Source organism: Streptomyces sp. NPDC046197 (assembly GCF_040646295.1).
Lineage (GTDB): Bacteria > Actinomycetota > Actinomycetes > Streptomycetales > Streptomycetaceae > Streptomyces.
The window spans coordinates 59,108-79,470 of record NZ_JBEYZY010000032.1; the positions used below are offsets into that span (position 1 = coordinate 59,108).

20 protein-coding genes and 1 pseudogene are annotated in these 20,363 nt (G+C 72.4%); 15 read left to right on the forward strand and 6 right to left on the reverse strand.

The features are described from left to right. The 3 genes from AB0A61_RS32400 to AB0A61_RS32410 all read left to right on the forward strand — a co-directional run bounded on the left by AB0A61_RS32400 (position 1) and on the right by AB0A61_RS32410 (position 3,230). Positions 1–975 carry a WYL domain-containing protein gene (locus AB0A61_RS32400; protein ID WP_361300270.1) on the forward strand — a complete coding sequence of 325 codons (975 nt, stop codon included), beginning with the start codon at positions 1–3 and terminating at the stop codon, positions 973–975. Between the two features lie 338 nt (positions 976–1,313). After that, positions 1,314–1,832, forward strand: coding sequence for a DUF4240 domain-containing protein (locus tag AB0A61_RS32405; RefSeq protein WP_361300335.1), 519 nt, complete (start codon positions 1,314–1,316; stop codon positions 1,830–1,832). 213 nt (positions 1,833–2,045) lie between these two features. Then, positions 2,046–3,230, forward strand: a complete 1,185-nt coding sequence (locus AB0A61_RS32410; RefSeq protein ID WP_361300273.1) for a MarP family serine protease — start codon at positions 2,046–2,048, stop codon at positions 3,228–3,230. A 56-nt stretch (positions 3,231–3,286) separates the two neighbouring features. Here the strand turns inward: AB0A61_RS32410 and AB0A61_RS32415 are convergent, their stop codons facing one another. After that, entirely contained in the window at positions 3,287–3,775 is a 489-nt protein-coding gene (locus AB0A61_RS32415) for a GNAT family N-acetyltransferase (protein WP_361300276.1), read from the reverse strand. 71 nt (positions 3,776–3,846) lie between these two features. Between AB0A61_RS32415 and AB0A61_RS32420 the strand changes: the two genes are divergently transcribed. Further along, a complete protein-coding gene (locus AB0A61_RS32420) occupies positions 3,847–4,746 on the forward strand; it encodes a TIGR01777 family oxidoreductase (RefSeq protein WP_361300279.1) in 900 nt (299 codons plus the stop codon). 177 nt (positions 4,747–4,923) lie between these two features. Next, positions 4,924–6,324, forward strand: coding sequence for an NAD(P)/FAD-dependent oxidoreductase (locus tag AB0A61_RS32425; protein ID WP_361300282.1), 1,401 nt, complete (start codon positions 4,924–4,926; stop codon positions 6,322–6,324). Between the two features lie 87 nt (positions 6,325–6,411). Here AB0A61_RS32425 and AB0A61_RS32430 read toward each other — a convergent pair whose 3' ends face one another. Further along, the gene (locus AB0A61_RS32430; RefSeq protein WP_361300285.1) at positions 6,412–7,890 is read right to left on the reverse strand and encodes a regulator; all 1,479 of its coding nucleotides are present in this window, start codon (positions 7,888–7,890) and stop codon (positions 6,412–6,414) included. Positions 7,891–8,124: 234 nt separating this feature from the next. On the opposite strand from AB0A61_RS32430, the gene lipB reads away from it, so the two are divergent. From lipB to AB0A61_RS32450, 4 genes are all read left to right on the forward strand, one after another. Further along, on the forward strand, positions 8,125–8,922 hold the full coding sequence (gene lipB, locus AB0A61_RS32435) for a lipoyl(octanoyl) transferase LipB (protein ID WP_361300288.1): 798 nt from the start codon (positions 8,125–8,127) through the stop codon (positions 8,920–8,922). A gap of 140 nt (positions 8,923–9,062) precedes the next feature. Beyond that, complete coding sequence (gene lipA / locus AB0A61_RS32440) at positions 9,063–10,028, forward strand: lipoyl synthase (protein ID WP_361300291.1); 966 nt, start codon at positions 9,063–9,065, stop codon at positions 10,026–10,028. 266 nt (positions 10,029–10,294) lie between these two features. Beyond that, complete coding sequence (locus AB0A61_RS32445) at positions 10,295–10,495, forward strand: hypothetical protein (RefSeq protein ID WP_361300294.1); 201 nt, start codon at positions 10,295–10,297, stop codon at positions 10,493–10,495. A gap of 78 nt (positions 10,496–10,573) precedes the next feature. Next, positions 10,574–11,275, forward strand: coding sequence for a DUF4191 domain-containing protein (locus tag AB0A61_RS32450; protein ID WP_361300297.1), 702 nt, complete (start codon positions 10,574–10,576; stop codon positions 11,273–11,275). A 115-nt stretch (positions 11,276–11,390) separates the two neighbouring features. Here AB0A61_RS32450 and AB0A61_RS32455 read toward each other — a convergent pair whose 3' ends face one another. Further along, positions 11,391–11,864 carry an RDD family protein gene (locus tag AB0A61_RS32455; protein ID WP_361300300.1) on the reverse strand — a complete coding sequence of 158 codons (474 nt, stop codon included), beginning with the start codon at positions 11,862–11,864 and terminating at the stop codon, positions 11,391–11,393. Between the two features lie 207 nt (positions 11,865–12,071). Here AB0A61_RS32455 and glnA point away from each other — a divergent pair, with 207 nt between their 5' ends. Further along, entirely contained in the window at positions 12,072–13,481 is a 1,410-nt protein-coding gene (glnA, locus tag AB0A61_RS32460) for a type I glutamate--ammonia ligase (protein ID WP_361300302.1), read from the forward strand. 127 nt (positions 13,482–13,608) lie between these two features. Here glnA and AB0A61_RS32465 read toward each other — a convergent pair whose 3' ends face one another. After that, positions 13,609–13,881: a hypothetical protein gene (locus AB0A61_RS32465; RefSeq protein WP_361300305.1), complete on the reverse strand. Its 273-nt coding sequence runs from the start codon at positions 13,879–13,881 to the stop codon at positions 13,609–13,611. 320 nt (positions 13,882–14,201) lie between these two features. On the opposite strand from AB0A61_RS32465, the gene AB0A61_RS32470 reads away from it, so the two are divergent. From AB0A61_RS32470 to AB0A61_RS32480, 3 genes are all read left to right on the forward strand, one after another. Further along, positions 14,202–14,459: a hypothetical protein gene (locus AB0A61_RS32470; RefSeq protein ID WP_361300308.1), complete on the forward strand. Its 258-nt coding sequence runs from the start codon at positions 14,202–14,204 to the stop codon at positions 14,457–14,459. Positions 14,460–14,626: 167 nt separating this feature from the next. Next, positions 14,627–15,547, forward strand: a complete 921-nt coding sequence (gene htpX, locus AB0A61_RS32475; RefSeq protein WP_361300311.1) for a zinc metalloprotease HtpX — start codon at positions 14,627–14,629, stop codon at positions 15,545–15,547. Positions 15,548–15,549: 2 nt separating this feature from the next. Continuing rightward, positions 15,550–16,143 (forward strand): hypothetical protein, encoded by a 594-nt coding sequence (locus tag AB0A61_RS32480; protein WP_361300314.1) that lies wholly within the window; start codon positions 15,550–15,552, stop codon positions 16,141–16,143. A gap of 19 nt (positions 16,144–16,162) precedes the next feature. On the opposite strand, the gene AB0A61_RS32485 is transcribed toward AB0A61_RS32480, so the two are convergent. Further along, positions 16,163–16,459 carry a hypothetical protein gene (locus AB0A61_RS32485; RefSeq protein WP_361300317.1) on the reverse strand — a complete coding sequence of 99 codons (297 nt, stop codon included), beginning with the start codon at positions 16,457–16,459 and terminating at the stop codon, positions 16,163–16,165. A gap of 261 nt (positions 16,460–16,720) precedes the next feature. On the opposite strand from AB0A61_RS32485, the pseudogene AB0A61_RS32490 reads away from it, so the two are divergent. Further along, a pseudogene (locus AB0A61_RS32490) lies at positions 16,721–17,002 on the forward strand (aminoglycoside phosphotransferase); the annotation flags it as partial. A gap of 42 nt (positions 17,003–17,044) precedes the next feature. On the opposite strand, the gene AB0A61_RS32495 reads toward AB0A61_RS32490, so the two are convergent. Beyond that, the gene (locus AB0A61_RS32495; RefSeq protein WP_361300320.1) at positions 17,045–18,394 is read right to left on the reverse strand and encodes a DUF2252 domain-containing protein; all 1,350 of its coding nucleotides are present in this window, start codon (positions 18,392–18,394) and stop codon (positions 17,045–17,047) included. 648 nt (positions 18,395–19,042) lie between these two features. Between AB0A61_RS32495 and AB0A61_RS32500 the strand changes: the two genes are divergently transcribed. Beyond that, a complete protein-coding gene (locus tag AB0A61_RS32500; RefSeq protein ID WP_361300323.1) occupies positions 19,043–20,236 on the forward strand; it encodes a winged helix DNA-binding domain-containing protein in 1,194 nt (397 codons plus the stop codon). Positions 20,237–20,363 lie beyond the last annotated feature (127 nt).

Genomic DNA, 20,363 nt, shown 5'->3' on the forward strand with positions numbered 1-20,363 from the left:
ATGCGCGCCGCCCGACTGATCAAAATGGTGCTGCTGCTTCAGTCGCGGCACTCCATGACCGCCGCCGAGCTGGCCCGCGAGCTGAAGGTGTCGGAGCGGACCGTGACCCGGGACGCGCAGGCCCTGTCGGAGGCGGGGGTACCGGTGTACGCCGACCGCGGGCGCGCCGGGGGGTACCGGCTCGTCGGCGGGTACCGGACGCGGCTGACCGGGCTCGCCCGCGGCGAGGCCGAGGCGCTGTTCCTCAGCGGGGTACCGGGGGCGCTCAGGGAGATGGGGCTGGAGGACGCCGCCTCGGCCGCCCGGCTGAAGGTGTCCGCTGCACTGCTGCCCTCCCTGCGCGACGCCTCCCGCACCGCGGCGCAGCGTTTCCACCTGGACGCGCCGGGCTGGTTCCGCGAGCCGCGGACACCCGCGCTGTTGCCGGCCGTCGCGGACGCGGTCTGGGGCGACCGGCGGATCACCGCCCGCTACCGGCGCGGGGAGCGGGAGATCGTCCGGGAGCTGGAGCCGTACGGCCTCGTACTCAAGGCGGGCGTCTGGTACCTGTGTGCGCGGGTCGCGGAGCACGGTTCCTTCCGGGTGTACCGGATCGACCGGTTCACGGCCGTCGAGGCCGGCCAGGACCGGTTCGGCCGGGACGAGGAGTTCGACCTGCCCGCCTTCTGGCAGCAGCGGGCCGAGCAGTTCGCCAGATCCGTTCTGCGGACCGAGGTCGTGGTGCGGCTGTCCGCGGAGGGCGTGCGCCGGCTGCCGTACGCCGTCGACGCGCTGTCGGCCGGGGAGGCGCTGGAGGGAGCCGGTGCCCCCGACGAGCGTGGGTGGGTGACGGTGACCGTGCCGGTGGAGTCCGAGGAGGTCGCCCACACGCAGCTCATGGCGCTCGGGCCGGAGGTGGAGCTGCTGGCCCCCGAGAGCCTGCGGGCCCGCTTCGCCCGGGACGCGCTCCGGCTCGCCGCCCTGTACCACCCATGACGCGCACGCCGCACCGCACGTGCCGCACCGCCGCACCGCCGCACCGCCGCACCGCACGTGCCCCACCGCCGCACCGCCGCACCGCCGCACCGCACGTGCCCCACCGCCGCACCGCACGTGCCCCACCGCCGCACCGCACGTGCCCCACCGCCGCACCGCACGTGCCCCACCGCCGCACCGCAGGTGGCGCACGCCCGTACCGTGCCGCCGCGCCGCCCATGACGCGCGCCGCACCCACGTCCCCCGCCGCATCACCCCTGTGGCGTGCCGCACGGCCCATAACAATCCGTCTCACTCCGCGTGCGCCCCTTGGCCCGAGGCCCGATGCTTGACCCGTGATGGACGAGACGGAGTTCTGGGAGCTGATCGACGCCACCCGCGAGGCCGCCGGGGGCGACCCCGAAGAGCAGGCCGACCTGCTCGTCGAACAACTACTGGGGCTCGATCCGGAGCAGGTCCTGGACTTCGCCCGTCACTTCGAGTCCCGCTACAACCGGGCCTACCGCTGGGACCTGTGGGGCGCCGCCTGGGTGCTGCTGGACGGCGCGAGCGACGACGCCTTCGACTTCTTCCGGTGCTGGCTGATCGGCCAGGGCCGGGAGGTCTTCGAGGGCGCCCTGCACGCGCCGGACTCGCTCGCCGACCTGCTGAACGACTTCGACGAGGAGATCGACGGCGACGGCGAGGAACTCGGCTACGCGGCGGACGAGGCCTACGAGCAGCTCACCGGCACCGTTGCCCCCGACCTCGGCGTCCCGCCCGCCCCGGCGGAGCCGGAGGGCACGCCGGTCGACTTCGAGGACGACAGGGTGCTGGGCCGGCTTTATCCCAAGCTGTGGGACCGCTTCCGGGAGTAGTGGTCACGTCTCGGAAGGCAGACATGATCTTACTGTCGGCTCGATCGGCTCCGTCCGCGATGTGCGCTGTGCCACCCGGTGGAACCATCGTCCCTGTCCGAGACGTTTCTGGGGGTACACGTACACGTGGCCGGTTCCCGGCCTCGCGTGCGTATGGCTGATCACTGGACCCGCACCACGCGTACTAGGGGGTCCGAGAGAAAGGCGGCACGAGTGGACCTGCTCGACCTCCTGCTGTTGCTGGTGATCGTCGGTTACGCGGCGTCCGGCTATCGGCGCGGACTGGTGGCGGGCTGCGTCTCGCTGGCCGGGTTCGTGGGCGGCGCGGCCGTCGGAGTGTGGATCCTGCCGTGGGTGATGGACTTCGTCACGCGCGGCAGCACGGCGGCGACGGTGACCGCCGTGGTGACGGTGCTGGTCCCGGCGGCGGTGGGGCACGAGCTGGCGGGACGCCTGGCCCTGCGGTTGCGGGGCGAGCTGGACCGCGGTCCGCTCAGGGTGGCCGACGGCGTCGGCGGGGCCGCCGCGAACGCACTCGCCGTGCTGATCGTGGCATGGGTGGCCGCGAGCGTGCTGGGCGCCTCCTCGTCGCCGCTGGTGACGACGGCCATCCGCGACTCCAAGCTGCTCGGCGCCGTGCAGACCGCGATGCCGGACACCACCCCCGCCTGGTTCTCGCGGGCCACCTCCGCGCTCACCGAGGCGGGCTTCCCGCAGGTGTTCAACCCGTTCGAGAACGAACCGGCGGCGGGCGTCGCCAAGCCCTCCGGCGACAGCGTGACGGCGAGCGCCACGAACGCCGCGAAACTCAGCACGGTCAAGATCGAGGGCACCTCGGGCAACCAGGGCCGCGAGGGCAGCGGCTTCGTCTTCGCGCCGCGGCACGTGATGACCAACGCGCACGTGGTGGCCGGCATCGACAGCCCGACCGTCCGGATCGGCGGGGTCGGGCATTCGTACGAGGCCCGGGTGGTGCTCTTCGACCCGGACCGGGACGTGGCCGTGCTCTACGTCCCCGGGCTGCACGCGCCGGTCCTGCGGTTCGACGGCTCCGCCGCCCGCGGGGACTCGGCCGTGGTCGCGGGCTATCCGCAGGACGGCGGCCTGAACCTCCAGGCGGCGACGGTGGCGAACCGGATCCGGGCGACCGGCCAGAACATCTACAACGACGGCACGGTCACCCGTGAGATCTACTCGATCCGCTCCACGGTCCGTCCCGGCAACTCCGGTGGCCCGCTGCTGACCCGCGACGGCCGTGTCTTCGGTGTCGTGTTCGCCCGCTCGACCTCCGACGACGAGACCGGCTACGTCCTGACGGCCGGCGAGGTCGCCCCGGACGCCCGCCGCGCGGCGAGCGCCACGGCACCGGTGGGCACGGGCCAGCTGGTCTCCGGCTGAGGTCTCCTCCTGGCGTCTCCTGCCGGCATCTCCTCCTGAGTGTGCCGCCGCGCGTCCTACAGGGCGCGGCCCATGAGCACGTCGTCGACGTAGGCGCCGTCCAGGCGGAACTCCTCCGGCTGGACGCCCTCGACGGCGAAGCCCTCCGACTCGTAGAGCTTGCGGGCCGGGGTGTTGTGGCCCAGCACCCGCAGGCTGATCCGGCGGGCGCCCTGGCGGCGGGCCTCGTCGACGGCGGCGCGCAGCAGGGCCCGGCCGACCCCGGCGCCGCGGGCCTCCTCGGCCACCGCCAGTCCGCGGATCTGCCTCACATGCGCGTTCGACGCCAGGTCGGTGGCGAAGCCGAGCCGGATGTAGCCCACGAGACGGCCGTCGAGTTCGGCGACCAGGTGCTCGCGGGGTCCGGAGCGGTCCCGGAAGAACGGCTCGTACGGCTGCCGCGGCGGCGGTGTGACCGCGTGCAGGGGCGACCAGGTCGCGCGGTCGAGCCGGGCGAGAGCGTCTTCGTCGTCGAGCGTGGCGAGGCGGATGTGCGGAACCGGCATGGAGGTCACCCTACGTCGCGGATGTGAGCGCTCCGCCGGGTTTTTCCGGGCCCAACCGGCAGGATGGGGACATGGAACGATCGCGAATCGCGGTGGCCGGTGCGTCCGGTCTCATCGGCAGCGCCCTGGTGCGGTCCCTGCTCGCGGACGGGCACGAGGTGGTGCGTCTGGTGCGCCGTTCGGCCCGGACCGCGGACGAGGTCTGCTGGGATCCCGGCGGGCAGTACGTCGACACGGCCGGGCTCGCCGGGTGCGAGGCGGTGGTCAACCTGGCGGGGGCAGGTGTCGGCGACCACCGCTGGACGGACGCCTACAAGAAGGAGGTCCGGGACAGCCGGGTGCTCGGCACGGCGGCGCTCGCCGAGGCCGTCGCCTCCCTGGAGACACCGCCGCGCGTCCTGGTGAACGGCAGCGCGATCGGCTTCTACGGCGACACCGGCGACCGGGCCGTGGACGAGAACGCGCCACCCGGGGACGGCTTCCTGTCCTCCCTGTGCGTGGAGTGGGAGGAGGCCGCGGCCGCCGCGCAGGAGGCGGGCGTGCGCACGGTCTTCGCCCGTACCGGTCTGGTGGTGGCCCGCGAGGGCGGGGCCTGGGGGCGTCTGTTCCCGCTGTTCAGGGCCGGACTGGGCGGGCGGATGGGCGACGGCCGGCAGTACTGGTCGTTCATCTCGCTGCACGACGAGGTGGCCGCGCTGCGCCACCTCATCGACGCGGAGGCCCTGTCCGGGCCGGTCAACCTCACCGCGCCGCAGCCGCTGACGAACCGTGAGATCACGGCGGCGATGGGGCGGGTGCTGCACCGGCCGACGTTCCTCGCGGTACCGGCGCCCGTGCTGCGGACCGTGCTCGGCGAGATGGCGGGGGATGTGCTGGGCAGTGCGCGCGTGCTGCCGAAACGGCTGCTGGAGTCCGGGTTCTCGTTCGCGTTTCCGGGCATCGAGGACACGATTCGCTCCGCGCTGGGGTGAACGGGAGGGCCACTGGAGAAGGACGTGACCATGTGCGACCGCCGTGCGACCGTGCCCGGTCGATGCGCGACTGCACGTGACCGATCACAGCCCTAACCTCGTGCCGAACTCGGGTATTCCTCAAGCCGGTTGAGGGCATCACAGCTCCACCGGCCGCGCAACCCTGAGGAGGGGCACGTGCTTGAGCCCGCGTACCAGGCGGATGTCGTCGTCGTGGGAGCCGGGGTCGCCGGACTCTCGGCGGCTCATCGGCTGACCAGCGCAGGAGTAACGACCGTAGTCCTGGAGGCCGCCCCTTACGTGGGCGGCCGCATGTCGACCGAGAAGGTCGACGGGTTCCGGCTCGACCGGATCGGACAGCTGTTGTCCACGGCATATCCCGAACTGGACCTGAGTCCGGGGCTCGACGCGCTCGTGCTGCGCCCGTTCGCGCCGGGGGTCCTGCTGCACAGCGACGGACGGCACCACCGCGCGGGCGCCCCGGCGGGCGGAGGGAGCGCAAGGAGCGCACTGCACGCCGTGCGCGCCCTCGCGAGCGCCCCTCGGCCGACGGTCCCGCCCAGGGTGCGGGCGCGCGCCCTGCGGCCCGCCCCTCCCGTCCGGGCCCGCACGGGCGCCCCGCTCGGCAGCGCCGTCGACCAGGCCCGGCTGGGCCCGGCGCTGGCCCGGATCGCCACCACGCCGGTCCAACGGATCCTGTCCCGCCCGGAGTTGCCGGCCGCGCAGGCCCTGGCGGCCCGCGGCCTGCCCTCCCGCACCGTGGACGGCTTCCTCCGGCCGCTGCTGGCCGCCCTGCTGTGCGACCCGGACCTCACCACGTCCAGCCGGTGCGCGGACCTCGCGTTGCGGGCCTTCGCGAGCGGCCGGCTGTGCCTGCCGGAGGGCGGCGCCGAGGTGCTGCCGGAACTGCTGGCCGCCTCGCTGCCGCCCGGCACCGTGCACACGGGCGTCCGTGTCACCTCGGTCTCCACGACCCGGGTGACCACTGCCGGGCACGGGGAGATCCGCTGCCGCGCCGTTCTGGTCGCGACCGACGCGCGCGCCGCCGCGAAGCTGCTGCCGGGGTTGCGCGTACCGGACTTCCACCCGGTGACGGTGGTGCACCACACCACGAGCGAACCACCGCAGACCAGCGCGTTCCTGCTGCTCGACGCCGACCGCGGCGGGCCGGTCGCGCACACCGCGGTGGTCAGCCGGGTGGACCCGGCCCGCGCGCCCGCGGGCCGGACGCTGGTGTCGTCGACGGTTCTGGGCGTGCCCCCGGCCGAGGTGGACACCGCCGTGCGCATGCACCTGTCCCGTCTGTACGGCACCTCGACGACGCGGTGGGAGACGCTCGCCGTGCACCACACCGCCGAGGCCGTCCCCGCGATGCGGCCCCCGCACGACCTGCGCAAGCCTGTGCGGCTGCTGGCGGGCCTGTACGTGTGCGGCGACCACCGGGACACCAGTACCGTCCAGGGCGCCCTGCACTCGGCACACCGTGCCGCTGCGGCGGTGCTGGCGGATCTCGGGGCCGCGGGCTCGATGCACCGGGCGGATCCGGTGGCGACAACGCCGAGGGCCGCGGCCGCCTGAGCACCCCGCCGCGAACCACCACGGCGGAATCCGGGTGCACAACCGGCCGCAACCGTACGGCTCAGGGGGCCGCACGACGGGGGCGAGCTACCCCAGTGCGGCCACCTTGTCCCGGTACCCCCTCACCGGTGCCGCGTCCTTGTACGGCTCCAGGCGGCGCTCGAAGTCCCTGACGTACTCGATCGCCCGGACCGAACGCATCTCGGCCGCCTGCCCCGCCGCCTCGGCGCCCAGCCGGCAGGCCTGGTCGAGGTCGCCGAGGCCGAGGCGGGCGGTGGCGAGGACGACCCGGCAGAACAGGCGGCTGCGGGCGTACACCGGGGCGCGCAGCTGAAGCGAGCGCTCGGCGTGCTGGGCGGCGGCGCGGTACTGCTGAAGGTCCCGGTGGCAGTGCCCGAACTCGTCGGAGAGCTGCGCCTCGTCGAAGCAGCGCGCCCAGTACGGCACTTCGTCACCGGGCCGGGCGGCCTCCAGGGCGCGCTCGGCCCGCACCAGGGAGGCGGTGCAGGCGCGCACCTCGCCGAGCACGCCGTGTCCGCGCGCCTCGGCGGCGTGCAGCAGCGCCTGCACGACCGCCGAGGCGGAGGTGCCGAGACCCTGCTGGGCCACGCGCGCGAGCTGGACCGCCTCGCGGCCGTGCCCGAGGTAGACGGCCTGGCGGCTCATGGTGACCAGCACATAGGCGCCGTACGGCCGGTCCCCGGCTGCCTGCGCCAGCCGGAGCGCCTGTACGAAGTAGCGCTGGGCGAGGCCGTGCGCGCCGATGTCGTACGACGTCCAGCCGGCGAGCCGGGTCAGGTCGGCGGCCGCCGCGAACAGCCGGCGGCCGGTCTGCTCGCCGTAGGTGCCGCGCAGCATCGGCTCGCACTCGTGCTCCAGGTAGCGCACCAGGGCCTGGCGGGCGTGGCCGCCGCCGTACATGTCGTCGAGGGCGCGGAACAGCTCGCCGACCGAGCGCAGCGCGGCGATGTCCCCGGCGCCGACCCGCTGGCCGGTGCCGCGCTCGGCCTGGCCGCGCTGCCGGGGCACACCGGTCACCACCTGCTCGGGAGAGGGGACGGACCTGGGGGCCGGGCGGCCCTGGACGGGAACCCTGGCGCCGGGCGCCTCCCCGTGGGCGACCCTCTCGTCGGCCCGCCCGATCAGCCAGTCCCGGCTGGGCACGACCAGCCCGGCCGGGGTGAAGGCGATCTTGCGCAGCTCGGCGTGGCTGCCGGAGTCCTTGCGCCACAGCCCGCCGACGATGTCCACGGCCTCCTCCGGCGTGGCGGCGAACTCCAGACCCGCGTACACCGGCGCGCAGGCGTCCAGGCCCAGGTCCTGGGCGGTGAGGCGGCGGCCGAGGCGCCGGGTGAAGACCTCCGCGATGAGCGCCGGCGTGGTCCCCCGGGGCTGCTGACCGCGCAGCCAGCGGGTCACCGAGGTCTTGTCGTATCTGAGGTCCAGGCCGTGTTCCAGGCCGAGCTGGTCCACGCGACGGGCCAGACCCGCGTTGGAGAACCCCGCTTCTGCGATGAGCGCGGCGAGCTGGCGGTTGGGCGTGCGCTGCGCGGGTCGTTCCGTCATCTGCGGTGCGGTCTCCTGCCTTCCAGGCATCTGAAGTGCCCGGATTGCCTGTGAGCAGCCCTTATGGCCTCATGAACGGCGCGAATGTAGCGGAGAGTGAGCAGGTGATCGCAGGCTTCGCCACGCATTCATCCGATCGTGTGAGGATTGCCCGCGAGGCTGACGCGGGACGGCCGGACGTACAGTGGCGTGGGCACGTTTCGTGCCTTACGACCTTCCAGGGAGGCGCTTGCCGTGAGTGAGTTGCGGTTCGTCCGCATGGGATTCGGTGCTGAGTCCGTGGAGTACCAGGAGGCCTGGGACGAACAGCGCCGGGTGCACGCGGCCCGTTTCGCGGACGAGGTCCCCGACACCGTGCTCCTCCTGGAGCACCCCCCGGTCTACACGGCGGGCCGCCGCACGGCGGACAACGAGCGTCCGCTCGACGGCACGCCCGTCATCGACGTGGACCGCGGCGGCAAGATCACCTGGCATGGGCCCGGCCAGTTGGTGGGCTACCCGATCCAGAAGCTGCCGCGCCCGGTGGACGTGGTGGCGCACGTGCGGCGCCTGGAGGAGGCGCTGATCCGCACCTGCGCGGAGTTCGGCCTGGACACCACCCGGGTCGAGGGCCGCAGCGGGGTGTGGGTCCTCGGCGACCCGGTCGAGCAGCGGCGCACGCTCGGCGGGCTGTCCCTGGACTTCGACCCGCGGCTGAACGACGACGAGTTCGACCCCCGGCTCAACGGTCCCGAGTACGCACCGTCCAACGCGGGCCAGCGCCGCGAGGACCGCAAGATCGCCGCGATCGGCATCCGGGTGGCCAAGGGCGTCACCATGCACGGCTTCGCGCTGAACGTGAACCCCGACAACGCGTGGTTCGACCGGATCATCCCGTGCGGGATCCGGGACGCCGGCGTCACCTCCCTGGCCAACGAACTCGGCCGGGAGCTGACGATCGACGAGGTGCTGCCGGTCGTCGAGCGGCATCTGAAGGACGTACTGGAGAACGCGGACCTGAAGCCGCGGGAGACCGAGAAGGCGACCGCCTGATCCGGGTCCGGGCGACCGCCCGACCCGGACCCGCCCCGGGGAACGCGCCCCGGGGCTCCCGGGTGGCCTCACCGGCAGGGCCGAACAAACACGGGCGTACTCTGGTGTACGCCGAAGAATCGAAGCTACAGGGAGCCGACGTGTCCGCAGTCGCACCCGACGGACGCAAGATGCTGCGCCTTGAGGTCCGCAACAGCCAGACCCCCATCGAGCGCAAGCCCGAGTGGATCAAGACCCGGGCGAAAATGGGTCCCGAGTACACGGAGATGCAGAAGCTCGTCAAGAGCGAGGGTCTGCACACGGTCTGCCAGGAAGCCGGCTGCCCGAACATCTACGAGTGCTGGGAGGACCGCGAGGCGACCTTCCTCATCGGCGGCGACCAGTGCACCCGGCGCTGCGACTTCTGCCAGATCGACACCGGCAAGCCCGAGGCCCTGGACCGGGACGAGCCGCGCCGCGTGGGTGAGTCCGTGGTCACCATGGACCTGAACTACGCCACCATCACCGGCGTCGCCCGCGACGACCTGGAGGACGGCGGCGCCTGGCTGTACGCGGAGACGGTGCGCCAGATCCACGAGCAGACCGCCGGCCGCGAGGCGGGCCGCACCAAGGTCGAGCTCCTGGCCCCCGACTTCAACGCCGTCCCGGAGCTGCTGGAGGAGGTCTTCTCCTCCCGCCCCGAGGTCTTCGCGCACAACGTCGAGACCGTGCCCCGGATCTTCAAGCGGATCCGCCCCGGGTTCCGCTACGAGCGCTCCCTGAAGGTCATCACCGCCGCGCGCGACTACGGCCTGGTGACCAAGTCGAACCTGATCCTCGGGATGGGCGAGACCCGCGAGGAGGTCGGCGAGGCGCTGCGGCAGCTCCACGACGCGGGCTGCGAACTGGTCACCATCACGCAGTACCTGCGGCCGAGCGTCCGGCACCACCCGGTGGAGCGCTGGGTGAAGCCGCACGAGTTCGTCGAGCTGAAGGAGGAGGCCGAGCAGATCGGCTTCTCCGGCGTGATGTCCGGCCCGCTGGTACGGTCCTCCTACCGTGCCGGGCGGCTGTACCGGATGGCGATCGAGAAGCGTGGCACGTACAGCGCCACGCAGGCCGTCTGACACACCGTCACCCACCGTACCCCGCAACCGGGCAGCGAGGCGTGTGAATTCGCGCACAAGAACCTACTGCCAAGTAATGGCCGATACGACGCGGTCCCGACCGTCGCCGCAGATGAGGGCGTCCGTCAGGGCCGCGTCAGCCTTTTGGCCTGCGGCGTCAAGGCTTCATTGGCGTTTGACCGGTCGGTCACGCCCTGGTAACACCAATCAGTGACCCTGGACTCACGCCACGTACACCCGTAGCCGTTACGAGGGGGACCTCCACCATGCAGGCCGCGCCCGTTCGCGCCACCGCGATTCCGTCCTTCACCGACGCACTGCGCGCAGTCGAGTCCCTGCTGATGAGCAGTGGTCAGCGCACCGCCCGCCGCAACGCCTGGACCTCCGTCCTGGAGGACCGCCGCCGGGCCAAGGACCGCGTCGAGGCCCAGCGCGTCCTGGACCAGGCCGGCACCCCCCACCCCTGACCGGCCCCCCTCCCCTCCCCCGGGCACTGCGGGCACTGCCGTCGTCGGCCGCTCCCCGGGCCACGTAGACTTCGTGGCATGGCGAGGAAGGAAACCGCAGCCGAGGCTGCCAACCCCGGGCGACTGAAGCAGATCGCTCTGACCTACAAGATGACCAGCAAGGCCGACCCGAAGATCGGCCTTGTACTCGCGGCTGTCGGGATCGTCACCTTCGGTGTCTTCCTCGCGATCGGCTTCGCGATCGGCCACCCCATCTACCTGGGCATTCTCGGCCTCCTGCTCGGCTTCCTCGCGACGGCGATCGTCTTCGGACGCCGGGCCGAGCGCGCCGCCTTCGGGCAGATGGAGGGCCAGCCGGGCGCCGCCGCCGCGGTCCTGGACAACATCGGCCGCGGCTGGACCACCACTCCGGCCGTCGCCATGAACCGCAGCCAGGACGTGGTGCACCGCGCGGTCGGCAAGGCCGGCATCGTGCTGGTGGCGGAGGGCAACCCGAACCGGGTGAAGTCCCTGCTCGCCGCCGAGAAGAAGAAGATGAACCGCATCGTGGCGGACGTGCCCGTGCACGACGTGATCGTCGGCCAGGGCGAGGGCATGGTCGAGCTGAAGAAGCTCCGCACCACCATGCTGAAGTACCCGCGCGTGCTCACCGGCCCGCAGGTCACGGCCACCAACGACCGGCTGCGCGCCCTGGGCGACCTGATGAGCAACATGCCGCTGCCCAAGGGACCGATGCCCAAGGGCATGCGTATGCCGAGGGGCGGCCCGAAGACCCGCTGATCCCCCCCGCCACGACGATCCCCCGCTACGACGATGGGGCGCCCGGATCACTCCGGGCGCCCCATCGTCGTATGCGTCGTGGTATGCGTCGTGCGAACGCCGGGGGTCGCTTGGATCACCCCTGGATGCGCACCTCCACGGTGCCCGCCAGCCGGTCGTGCAGGCCCCGGCCGTCCCGGTCCCAGACCAGCGGCGGAATCGCCAGGCACAGCAGGAACGTGCGCAGCAGGGCGCGCAGGGGCTGGATCCGGCCGCTGCCCAGGGCGACCACGCGCAGGCCGAACAGCCGCTTGCCCGGGGTGGAACCGACCGTGCCGACGGTGAGGACGCCGAGGACGAAGAAGACGAGCAGCGCCCAGTTGCCGGTCGCCTGGCTGTAGCCGTGGGTGATCAGGCCGTATGCGATCAAGAGGCACAGCCCCCAGTCGACGGCCAGTGCGCCCAGCCGCCGCCCGGGACGGGCGATCGATCCCGGCCCCTCCTCCGGCAGACCGAGCTGTTCGCCCCGGTAACCGAAGTCGGCACCGGCCTCTTCCATGGCGGCGCGCGGCCCGGAGAGCCACGATCCCACTGCTTGCCTGTTGTCCACGCGTCCACGGTACTGCGAGGCTGTAGGGACGGGGGTCGCCGGGGTGTCCAAGGCCGTGACCGCACCCGGGCCGGTTAACTTCTGCGAAACAAATGGGTCACGCCCGAGAAATCACCCGTCCCTAGGGTCGAGGCAGCGTGTGCCACCGCACTGGCCGCACGAACGATCTACCACCCCGGCGGGACGGTCGGGAGTAGGAGGAGCTGGATGTTCCAGAACGCCGACGAGGCCAAGAAGTTCATCGCGGACGAGGACGTCAAGTTCATCGACGTCCGCTTCTGCGACCTGCCGGGCGTGATGCAGCACTTCACGGTGCCCGTTGAGGCGTTCGACCCCGACGACGAGCTCGCCTTCGACGGGTCCTCGATCCGTGGCTTCCAGGCCATTCACGAGTCCGACATGGCCCTGCGCGCCGACCTGTCGACCGCGCGCGTGGACCCCTTCCGCCGGGACAAGACGCTCAACATCAACTTCTTCATCCACGACCCGATCACGGGCGAGCAGTACTCCCGTGACCCGCGCAACGTGGCGAAGAAGGCCGAGGCGTACCTCGCCTCCACCGGGATCGCGGACACCGCGTACTTCGGTCCCGAGGCCGAGTTCTACGTCTTCGACTCCGTCCGCTTCGCGACCAGCGCGAACGAGTCCTTCTACCACATCGACTCCGAGGCCGGCGCCTGGAACACCGGTGCGCTGGAGGACAACCGCGGTTACAAGGTCCGTTACAAGGGCGGTTACTTCCCGGTCCCGCCGGTCGACCACTTCGCCGACCTGCGCGCCGAGATCTCCCTGGAGCTGGAGAAGAACGGCCTGAAGGTCGAGCGCCAGCACCACGAGGTGGGCACCGCCGGCCAGGCCGAGATCAACTACAAGTTCAACACGCTGCTCGCCGCCGCTGACGACCTGCAGCTGTTCAAGTACATCGTGAAGAACGTCGCCTGGCGCAACGGCAAGACGGCGACCTTCATGCCGAAGCCGATCTTCGGTGACAACGGCTCGGGCATGCACGTGCACCAGTCGCTGTGGAGCAACGGCGACCCGCTGTTCTACGACGAGGCCGGCTACGCGGGCCTGTCGGACACCGCCCGCTACTACATCGGCGGCATCCTGCGGCACGCCCCGTCGCTGCTGGCCTTCACCAACCCGACGGTGAACTCCTACCACCGTCTGGTGCCGGGCTTCGAGGCCCCGGTGAACCTGGTGTACTCGCAGCGCAACCGCTCCGCCGCGATGCGCATCCCGATCACCGGCTCGAACCCGAAGGCCAAGCGCGTCGAGTTCCGCGCCCCGGACTCGTCCGGCAACCCGTACCTGGCCTTCTCGGCCCTGCTGCTGGCCGGTCTGGACGGCATCAAGAACAAGATCGAGCCCGCCGAGCCGATCGACAAGGACCTGTACGAGCTGGCTCCCGAGGAGCACGCGGGCGTCCCGCAGGTCCCGACCTCGCTCCCGGCCGTCCTCGACTCCCTCGAGGCCGACCACGAGTTCCTCCTCCAGGGCGACGTCTTCACGCCGGACCTGATCGAGACGTGGATCGACTTCAAGCGCACGAACGAGATCGCGCCGCTGCAGCTGCGTCCGCACCCGCACGAGTTCGAGCTGTACTTCGACGTGTGATCGACGGGTGCGCGATCGGCCCGTGTCCGATCGACACGTGAGCCGTCGGGCGCAACGGTGAGGGCCGCCATCTGCACACCGCAGGTGGCGGCCCTCGGCCGTGTGTCGCAGCCGTGCTGTCAGCGGTTCACACCACGATCACGACGACGCCGCCGCCGAAACCGAAGCCGTTGTTGAAGCCGAAGCCATTGTTGAAGCCGAAGCCGTTGTTGAAGCCGAAACGGTTGAAGCCGAAGCCGCAGTTGCCCCACCGGTCACAGCCGTGGTTGGTGACGACCGTGGAGACCTGCGACGGGGTGGCTGCCGAAGCCGTACCTGCCGCTCCGATCGCGGCCCCGCCGGCCATCAGCATGCCGACTGCGGACAGCGCGAAGAGACGCCTCATGCGTTGTGCTTTCATGGACATACCTTCCTTCCACCCCCTCGTGCGGTCTTCCGGAGCACGAGACGGATGGCCGCAGCCGAAGACGTGCGGCGCGGTCGTAGGTGGTGCCGCCTCGATACACCGCAACGCGTATCTGGACGACGGCTCTCGCCCATAAAGGCTAGTCCTCGGCGGACCGTTCAGCATCTTGGGCGAGACCTGCCCGGCGGCGCCGCCGGGCCGGGCAACCTTTCGGGCCTCCCAGGCTTCCTACTCTCGGGGGATCGTCCCTCCGAGTGCGCGGATGACCGCCACCGACTGCCACTGACTGCCACGGACGAGAAAGGCGCACGGGGATGCCCGAAAAGGATCACTGGGAGCGCGAGTTCGACCACAGATGGGCGAACGCGGCCGAGCACAAGGAGCCCTCCGCACGGGCCCGGATGCTCGCCGCCCGCTGGAAGAACAACCCGCCCGGGCCGGTGCCCTTCCGGGCCGACCCCGACCCGGTGGCGCCCCGCCGCTCGTCGTGGATATCGACGGCCGTGGTGCTCAGCTGCGTCGCCGCGGTGATCCTGCTCCTCGGGTACGCCCAGACCCGCGCCTTCCACTGAGGCCCGGCCCCCGGGGGACCATCCACACCCACGGAAGACGCCGGCCGGGGGCCCACCCGGACGCGGGGGACCTTTTGCTCCTACTAGGGCCGTTCGGAACCCGTTCATGGGCCGCGGCAGGTGCACACTGGACAGCGGGACGAGTGCCTGACTGCGGGGTGATGCAGATGCAGAGCCGCTTTAGGAGCGACCGGCGCCTGACCGTGCGGATGACGGTCACCATGTTCCTGCTCGGGCTGCTGTACGTGGCGTTCGTCGCCGCGTTGATCGTGTTGCTGAAATCCTGGCTGCTGGTCGTGGTGCTGGTCGGGGCGATGTTCGTGGCGCAGTTCTGGTTCTCCGACCGCATCGCGATGTTCGCCATGCACGGGCGCGTCGTGGAGCGGGAGGAGTATCCCGAGCTGCACGCGGTGGTCGACCGGCTGTGCGCGATCGCGGACATGCCCAAGCCGATGGTCGCCGTGTCCGCGATGGACATGCCGAACGCGTTCGCGACCGGCCGGAATCCCGATCACGCCGTGGTCTGTGTGACCACGGGGCTGCTGCGGCGGCTGGAGCCCGCCGAGCTGGAGGGCGTGCTCGCGCACGAGCTGTCGCACGTGGCGCACAAGGACGTCGCCGTGATCACGATCGCGTCCTTCCTCGGGGTGATCGCTGGGCTGATCGTACGGTTCGCCTTCTACTCGCAGGTCTTCGGCGGGGGCCGCAGGGACCAGAACACCGCCGCCGTCTTCGCCGCCGTGATGGGTGTCTCCGTGACCGTCTACGCGATCAGCTTCCTGCTGATCCGGGCGTTGTCCCGGTACCGGGAGCTGGCAGCGGACCGGGCGGCGGCCCTGCTGACCGGGCGGCCCTCGGCGCTGGCCTCCGCGCTCACCAAGGTCTCGGGCGACATCGCCCGGATCCCCTCGGAGGACCTGCGTACCGCGCAGGCCTTCAACGCCTTCTACTTCACCCCGGCGCTGGGCTCCGACCCCGGCATCGCCCGGCTGTTCTCGACCCACCCGAGCCTGGAACAGCGGCTGGACCAACTGAGCCGTATCACTGCCGAGTTGGGTGAGGCCGCGACTCCGGGGAAGGCGGGCTGAGGATGGGACTGCTGGACATCCTGCTCGGCCGTACCAAGCCGGTCGCGCCGGACCTGGACCAGCTGTTCGCGCTGCCGTCGGCGGCGGTGACGCTGCAGGCAGCGATGGGCTTCACGCCGACCGGGCACGGCGCGGTGTGCTTCGCCACGGTGGAGGGCTCGGCCTTCGAACAGACGCACAGGGAGGTGCAGGCGCTCCTCGACGCGGACGCCGACCGCACCGGCCCGCCGGTGGAGCTGTCCCGGGACGCCTACGGCTACTCGTGGCTGGTCTCGCGCCGCGCGCCGGACCAGCTGCCGGAGCTCGTCAACGATCTGCACGCGGTGAACAGCGCGCTTGAGGTCAACGGTTTCGGCCCGCAACTGCTGTGCTCACTGGCCGGATTCGAGAACACAGGGGACGAGGGCGGGCGGCGGCTCGCCCTCGTCTACCTCTACAAGAGGGCTTCCTTCTATCCGTTCGCGCCGCTGCGCGGCGGGGCGCAGCGGCGCGACAGCGCGCTGGAACTGCAGGTGAAGGCGGTTCTGGCCAACGACCTGAGAATCGAGCAGGACCTGAGCCGCTGGTTCCCGGTGTGGGGCGCCCCCGGCCTGTGAGCAGGCGTCACCGAGGCTCTCACCTGCTCTTCTCACGCGCCTGACGGCGGGCCTCCAGGGGACGCTCGCGGCGGTAGCGGCGCTCCCACCTGGCCTGCTGGTCACGGCGGTCGCGGTAGGCCCGGTACGAGACCGGAGCCGCCCCCGACGACCGGCCGCCGGCGGGCGAGGACGTCGAGGACGTCGAGGACGAGGACGCGCCCCGCCCGTAGTGCAGGTACAGGAAGAGGACGGCGACGGCGGCGAGCCACCAGACGTGGTTTCCGAATCCCAGAACGACCAGGACGACGGTCCCGGAAATGACGATGGTGCCCATGACGGGCCTCCGTGGGCGTGGGTCGTTGAGCGGTGGCGGATGGAACCGGCGGGGCGCTGGGGGCGGGCTCCCGGCCGACGGTGCGCAGAAGCGTAGCCCCGAGTCCGCCGGATGATGCCGGTCCGGCGGAAAGCAGTGGTGCGTGCCTCCGCAACGCTCGTCCAGCGTAGGGACGCGGTCACTGGCCGTGCACCCGGTTTTCCGGGCGCCGGTCCGCGCCGGGGGGCCGGGCCGGGGCCGGGGAGCGAAGACCGAAGAAGGACCTCGCCGGAACGGGTGCGCACCCTCTCCGGCGGGCTCTGGGGGCGGGCGGTGGAGGTGCTCCGCCGGGAGCCTCCGGCGTACGACGGCTGCTTCCTGCACCGGGACTTCCACCCCGGGACCGTGCTGTACCTGCGGCTGCTCGACACCCCGGCCCACTCGCCCGGTGCGGCGAAGCTCGCCGGACCGTGGCGCGAGCTCGGGCGCCGCGACCTCACCCCCGAGGTGCTCGGCGAGCGGCTGGAGGGGTACGTACGCGGCCCGCTGGAGAGGTACGGCTGAGGCGCGCTCCAGCGGCTGCCGTGACGGCGTGGCTCGGCGGCCTCAGATGTCCGGGGACGCGCGGACCACGCCGGCGGCGACGGCCGCGCCGAGAGCGGCGTGGTCGGCGGCGGTCTGGTCGGCGTAGACGAGGGCGAAGTCGGCGACGGCGCGTTCGAAGGTGTCGGCGCCGCCCAGGTAGCTCGCGATGGCGATGCGGTCGCCGGAGCGGGCGTGGGCGCGGGCCAGGGCGGTGCCGCACAGCCCGGCGTACACCGGGAGCTCCTTGGGGCACATCCCGGCGACCTCGGCGGAGCCCTTCATGTCGCGCAGTTGACGCCAGTAGAAGGCACGGCCCTGCGGACCGGTCATCCAGCCGAGGAAGATGTCGCTCGCGGCCTGCAGCAGCCGCTGCCCCGCCACCACCCGGTGCCCGGGATGCACGTACGGCCCGGGCGGCAGATGCTCCTCCAGTACGGACCTGCGTGCCTCCTTGATCTGCAGGAACAGCGGATCGTCCGCGTCCCGTCCGGTGAGCAGCACGATGAAGCACCGCAGGCCGACGCTGCCGACGCCGACGACCTTGCGGGCGGCGTCCACGTAGCGGTAGCGGTCGAGGAGGACGCGGCGGTCCTCGGCGAGCGTGGAGCGGTAGTCACTGAAGATCTTGCGCAGGGCGGCGCCGTCGGGCACCCCGGCGGGTTCGAGGACCGGCGGGTCGTGGATGATGCGCCGCCTGCCGTCGACCACCTCGGTCAGTTTCCCGAGGGTCTGGAGGCTGGTGCGGCGGCGGGCCCGAGTGAGGCTGGACTCGACGCGGCGCCGGCGCCGGGCGGAGCGGACGAGGGGCAGCAGGCTCTCGGCGCCGATGCGCTCGTACCAGACGGCCAGTTCGCCGAGCCCGGCCAGCCGCCGGATCGCGGTGCGGTACGCGGCCACGCCCTCCAGCGCGGCCCGGTGTGCCTCGGCGTCGGAGTGCCCGTTCTCGCGGGCGGCCACGGCGACGCTGGTGGCGAGCCGTTTGACGTCCCACTCGAACGGTCCGGGAAACGTCTCGTCGAAGTCGTTGAGGTCGAACAGCAGGGCACGTTCCGGGGACGCGTACAGGCCGAAGTTCAGCAGGTGCGCGTCGCCGCACAGCTGCACGGTCAGCCCGGTGTGGGGCTGGGTGGCCAGGTCGGCGGCCATCACGGCCGCCGCGCCGCGCAGAAAGGCGAGCGGGGAGGCGATCATCCGCCCGTACCGCACCGGCAGCAGCTCGGGGAGCCGGTCCCGGCCCTGCCGTTCGAGTACGGCGACGGGGTCGGGCCGGTCGGCGGAGGGGATCCAGGCAGCGTGCGCGGAACGCCGGACCTGCCTGCGGGCGGCCTTCCCGCGCTGGTCCCGCTCGGCGGGCGTGGCGGGGACGGTCATGGGACGGACCGGGGGCAGGGGACGCGGAACCGTCCCGGTCGTCGGCGGCGGAGCCGGGCGCGGTCGGTGCGATCGGTGGCGCGGTCCTGGCGGTCGGTGGCGGGGTCCGCGCGGTCGGCGGTGTGGTCCGTGCGGTCGGTAGCGCGATCCGTGCGATCGAAGGCACGGCCCTCGCGATCGGTAGCGCGATCCGTGCCATCGAAGGCACGGCCCTCGCGATCGGTAGCGCGATCCGTGCCATCGAAGGCACGGCCCTCGCGATCGGTGTTCGCCGCGACCCGTCCGGGCGGTCCGCTGCGGGCATCCCGTCGCCGGGCGCCTCGTCCGCAGACGCCCTGTCCACAGGCGCCGGGGTGCCGACATGCCGCGGTGTCCCCCGCCGTCGCGTCCCCGGCCGTCGCGTGCTCCGGAAGCCGTATGCCCTGCGTCTCCATCCCGCCTCCCGCTGCCACGCCCGCCCGGGGCGGAGTCCGTCACCTCCGGCACCTCCTGATCGCAGTGAAGGCGGACCCCGCCAGGTCCGCATGCCGGGTACGGCGAACGGGTGACGGGGCCGGTTGTCAGTGGTGTCCGCGAGGATGCTGAGGACACCTACGAGGACACCAACGTCGAGACGGGGCGCCGCGGCGCGCCCGGGTGGAGGTCGGCATGGGCGAGGGGCACCGGTACATCGGCGTGGCGGAGCGGCGGGCGCGGCTGGCCGTGCGGCACCGGCTGACCGACGCGACCCGGGCGACGACTCCGGAGGAGGTCGCCGCCACCCTGGTGGCGCTGCACGGCACGGACCCGGCGACGGTGTACCTGGGCGTGGGCGCGCGGCTGGCGGATCCGGCCGGGACGGTGCCGGAGACCGAGCGCGCGCTGTACGAGGACCGCACGCTGGTGCGCATGCACGGCATGCGGCACACCGTGTTCGTCCTCCCCACTGAGCTGACCGCCGTGGTGCACGCCTCCACGGGACTCGCGGTGGCCGCACGCGAGCGTGCCTCGCTGATCAAGGACATGGCGAAGGCCGGCGCACCGGACGCGGCCTGGCTGACGGCGGTCGAGGAGTCGGCGCTGGCCGCACTGGCCCGGCGCGGCCAGGCCACGGCGGCCGAACTCGCGCGCGACGAACCCCGGTTGCGCGAGCAGTTCGTCTACGCGGCGGGGAAGAGCTACGAGGGCGTGCACACCGTCTCGACGCGGCTGCTGCGCGTCCTGGGCGTGGAGGGGAAGGTGGTCCGGAGCCGCCCGCTCGGCTCCTGGACGTCCAGCCAGTTCCGCTGGGCCCTCGCCCCCGGACACCCCGAACTGGACGTCGCCGAGGCCCAGGGGCGGCTGCTCGGACGCTGGCTGGCGGCCTGCGGTCCGGCGACGGAGGCCGACCTGAAGTGGTGGACGGGGTGGCGGGTGACGGAGGTGCGCAGGGCGCTGGCGGCGGCGGGCGCCCAGCAGGTGACGGTGGACGAGGGCCCGGCCTACGTGGCCGCCGACGACGTGGAGCCGGTGACCGAGCCGGCTCAGCCGTGGGCCGCGCTGCTGCCGGGCCTCGACCCCACGGCGATGGGCTGGCAGCAGCGGGACTGGTACCTCGCGCCTGCGCTGCGGCCGCTGCTGTTCGACCGCAGCGGCAATGTGGGGCCCACGGTGTGGTGGAACGGGCGGGTGGTCGGCGGCTGGGCGCAGCGGCCCGACGGCGAGATAGTGTGGCGCGTCCTGGACTCGGAGGGGACGGGTGGCGAGGCCGGCGCGGCGATCGCCGAGCAGGCGCAACGGCTGCGGTCCTGGCTGGGGACGACCAAGGTGACCCCGCGCTTCCGGACCCCGCTGGAGCGGGAGCTGGCGGGCGGCATCTCCTAGAGGGTCTCCAGTACCCCTGGCGCCGGGCGCCCCCCCCCGGGCGGGGGGCCCCGCGCCCCGCGGCGCGCGCGGAGCGCAAGGAACGCCCCACCAAGAGGGTCGCAGAGAAAGAGCGCGCGAGCAACAA

What these genes read in the sequence shown, in the direction of transcription:
- AB0A61_RS32480 (WP_361300314.1), top strand. Translation starts at nt 15,550, where the DNA reads ATGGGACTGCTGGACATCCTGCTCGGCCGTACCAAGCCGGTCGCGCCG.
- AB0A61_RS32450 (WP_361300297.1), top strand. Translation starts at nt 10,574, where the DNA reads ATGGCGAGGAAGGAAACCGCAGCCGAGGCTGCCAACCCCGGGCGACTG.
- AB0A61_RS32400 (WP_361300270.1), top strand. Translation starts at nt 1, where the DNA reads ATGCGCGCCGCCCGACTGATCAAAATGGTGCTGCTGCTTCAGTCGCGG.
- AB0A61_RS32485 (WP_361300317.1), bottom strand. Translation starts at nt 16,459, where the DNA reads ATGGGCACCATCGTCATTTCCGGGACCGTCGTCCTGGTCGTTCTGGGA.
- AB0A61_RS32445 (WP_361300294.1), top strand. Translation starts at nt 10,295, where the DNA reads ATGCAGGCCGCGCCCGTTCGCGCCACCGCGATTCCGTCCTTCACCGAC.
- AB0A61_RS32420 (WP_361300279.1), top strand. Translation starts at nt 3,847, where the DNA reads ATGGAACGATCGCGAATCGCGGTGGCCGGTGCGTCCGGTCTCATCGGC.
- AB0A61_RS32405 (WP_361300335.1), top strand. Translation starts at nt 1,314, where the DNA reads ATGGACGAGACGGAGTTCTGGGAGCTGATCGACGCCACCCGCGAGGCC.
- AB0A61_RS32500 (WP_361300323.1), top strand. Translation starts at nt 19,043, where the DNA reads ATGGGCGAGGGGCACCGGTACATCGGCGTGGCGGAGCGGCGGGCGCGG.
- glnA (WP_361300302.1), top strand. Translation starts at nt 12,072, where the DNA reads ATGTTCCAGAACGCCGACGAGGCCAAGAAGTTCATCGCGGACGAGGAC.
- AB0A61_RS32415 (WP_361300276.1), bottom strand. Translation starts at nt 3,775, where the DNA reads ATGCCGGTTCCGCACATCCGCCTCGCCACGCTCGACGACGAAGACGCT.
- AB0A61_RS32495 (WP_361300320.1), bottom strand. Translation starts at nt 18,394, where the DNA reads ATGACCGTCCCCGCCACGCCCGCCGAGCGGGACCAGCGCGGGAAGGCC.
- AB0A61_RS32465 (WP_361300305.1), bottom strand. Translation starts at nt 13,881, where the DNA reads ATGAAAGCACAACGCATGAGGCGTCTCTTCGCGCTGTCCGCAGTCGGC.
- htpX (WP_361300311.1), top strand. Translation starts at nt 14,627, where the DNA reads ATGCAGAGCCGCTTTAGGAGCGACCGGCGCCTGACCGTGCGGATGACG.
- AB0A61_RS32470 (WP_361300308.1), top strand. Translation starts at nt 14,202, where the DNA reads ATGCCCGAAAAGGATCACTGGGAGCGCGAGTTCGACCACAGATGGGCG.
- AB0A61_RS32430 (WP_361300285.1), bottom strand. Translation starts at nt 7,890, where the DNA reads ATGACGGAACGACCCGCGCAGCGCACGCCCAACCGCCAGCTCGCCGCG.